3 protein-coding genes and 1 pseudogene are annotated in these 2,262 nt (G+C 75.5%); 3 read left to right on the top strand and 1 reads right to left on the bottom strand.

From position 1 onward, the window contains the following. Together VGI02_RS11530 and VGI02_RS11525 are read left to right on the top strand one after the other, a co-directional pair. Positions 1–267, top strand: a 267-nt coding sequence (locus VGI02_RS11530; RefSeq protein ID WP_331627493.1) for a heavy metal-binding domain-containing protein, incomplete at its 5' end; no start/stop codon positions are given. Positions 268–271: 4 nt separating this feature from the next. Then, complete coding sequence (locus VGI02_RS11525) at positions 272–727, top strand: hypothetical protein (RefSeq protein ID WP_331627492.1); 456 nt, start codon at positions 272–274, stop codon at positions 725–727. A 111-nt stretch (positions 728–838) separates the two neighbouring features. On the opposite strand, the pseudogene VGI02_RS29115 reads toward VGI02_RS11525, so the two are convergent. After that, a pseudogene (locus VGI02_RS29115) lies at positions 839–1,570 on the bottom strand (LysR family transcriptional regulator); the annotation flags it as partial. A gap of 151 nt (positions 1,571–1,721) precedes the next feature. Here VGI02_RS29115 and VGI02_RS11515 point away from each other — a divergent pair. Further along, the coding region (locus VGI02_RS11515) for an SDR family NAD(P)-dependent oxidoreductase (protein WP_331627490.1) at positions 1,722–2,262 on the top strand (541 nt) is incomplete at its 3' end.

The following is a 2,262-nucleotide window of genomic DNA, read 5'->3' as shown; positions in this document are numbered from 1 at the left end:
GCGATGGGCAACATCGGGCAGAACGTGGAGCTGCCGCAGTACACCGAGGGGCTCTACGACGCCCGCGAGCTCGCCATGAGCCGCATGCAGGCCGAGGCCGAGGCGCTGCACGCCGAGGGCATCGTCGGGGTCCGGCTGCGGGCCCACGGCCACCGCTGGGGTGGGCACACCACCGAGTTCTTCGCGATCGGGACCGCGGTCCGGCCGCTGCGCGCCGACCACCACATCCCGACCCCGCAGCTCGTGCTGCCACTGACGGACGGGTGATCCCATGACGACGGGACCCGACGAGCCCGCCGACGGTGCCGGTGGGCTCGAGCCGAGCGGGCTGGGCCCGATGGGGGACGTGGCCGTGCTGGCCGCGGCCCTGCGCACGGACCGCGCCGACGTCGCGTCCTATGCCCGGGTGCTCTCGGGCGCGCTCGGCGACGCCCTGCCGCCGGGCACCGTGGAGGTCGGCCACCGGAGGAGCCTGGCCGACCGGCTCGGCGGCCGGGAGGGCCGGGTGGAGTCGGTGCTCGTGCACGGCGAGGGTCGCGACCTGGAGCTGCGCGCCGACGACGAGCGCGTGCACGCGGAGATGCGGCGGGTCTCGGGCGGTGTGGTCATCAGCCGCCGTCGGGTCGACGTCGAGGCCTGGCTGCAGGCGCTCGCCGAGGACCTGACCCGGATCGCCGCCCGCGACGCATCGGCGCGGCAGGCCTTCGAGCGGTGGCTCCGCATGTGAGTGGATGTGGTCGCTCCGGCGACGGAATCCGCTCACATGCGCGTCAGCAACGTTCGGCGCGTCCCGGCGCCACACGAGCCGGTGCTCGACGAGGAGCGGCTCCCCCGCGAGCGGCCGCGCCACCACCCCCGGCGGGACGCCCCCCGCGAGCGCCCGGCCCTGCGTGATCCCGAACGCGACCCCGGCCAGGACCAGCGGCACCAGACGGTCGAGGCGCACGGCGTCGTGGGTGGCGGCGACGTCGGCGCCGCGCTCGCGCAGCCCGGCGACGAAACGGTCGTGCAGCCACGGGTTCACCTCGCGCGGGACCACCGCGAGCGGGCGGCCGGACAGCGCCGCGGGATCGACGTCGTCCGCCGCGGCCAGCGGGTCGTCGGCGGCGAGCACGATCATCGCCGGTTCGCGCCCGACGAGTGCGGAGTCCAGCTCCGGGGGCAGCTCGGGCTCCCACACCCACCCGGCGTCGAGTCGCCCGTCGACGACGGCCGCCAGCTGCTCGGGACTGCTCAGGGGAACCGGGACGACGCGCACCGGCGGGTCGGCCGCAGCGGCCCGCGCGAACAGGTCGGTCCCGAGGTCCTCGGCGTACCCGACGCGAACCTCGGCCGGTCCGGCCGCGCCCGACCGCCGCGCGGTCTCCCGGGCGCGGTGCGCCGCCGCGACGGTCGCGCGCGCCTCCGGCAGGAACGCCTCGCCCACCGGCGTCAGCGCCACCCGACGGCTGGTGCGGGCGAACAGCGCGGCGCCGAGCTCGCGCTCCAGGCGCCGGATCTGCTCGCTGACCGACTGCTGGCGCACGTGCACCCGGGCGGCGGCGCGGCCGAAGTGGCGTTCCTCGGCCACCGCGATCACGTACTCCAGCTGGCGCAGCTCCACCCCGCCCTCCTCATCGACAGGCTCAGCCTGTCACACCGTGGCGGAGACGGTCGTTGATCACCGGCGCTCCGGGGAGCGCAATGGAGTCATGACTGATCGAGGAACGAGGACCTGGTTCGTGACCGGCGCGTCCCGCGGCTTCGGGCGCGAGCTCACCCAGCAGATCCTGGCCCGCGGGGACCGCGTCGCCGCCACGCTGCGACGCCCCGAGCAGCTCGACGACCTCGCCCAGACCCACGGCGACCGACTCTGGCGCGCGGCCCTGGACGTGGCCGACACCGAGCGTCTCCAGGCGGTCGTCGACGCCGCGTTCGCGGCGCTCGGGCCCATCGACGTCGTCGTGTCCAACGCCGGCTCCGGGACCTTCGGCGCCGCCGAGGAGCTCACCGACGCCCAGGTCGAGGGCATGCTCGCCGTCAACCTGACGGCGTCGATCCACCTCGCCCGCGCCGCCGTCCCGCACCTGCGCGACCAGGGCGGCGGGCTGCTCATGCAGGTCTCGAGCATGGGCGGGCAGCTGTCGTTCCCGGCGTTCTCGCTCTACCACGCGTCGAAGTGGGGCATCGAGGGCTTCTACGAGGCGCTCGCCCCCGAGGTCGCGCCGTTCGGGATCCGGACCACGCTCGTCGAACCGGGCATGATCCGCACCTCGTTCTTCG

Origin of the sequence: Actinomycetospora sp. (assembly GCF_036497245.1) — a bacterium.
Classification (GTDB): domain Bacteria; phylum Actinomycetota; class Actinomycetes; order Mycobacteriales; family Pseudonocardiaceae; genus Actinomycetospora.
The sequence above is the reverse complement of the archived record's forward strand: the minus strand, read 5'-3'. Positions and strand labels throughout refer to the sequence as shown.

Bases quoted from the DNA above. Each gene is read 5' to 3' on its own strand.
- VGI02_RS11525 (WP_331627492.1), top strand. From the start codon at position 272: ATGACGACGGGACCCGACGAGCCCGCCGACGGTGCCGGTGGGCTCGAG.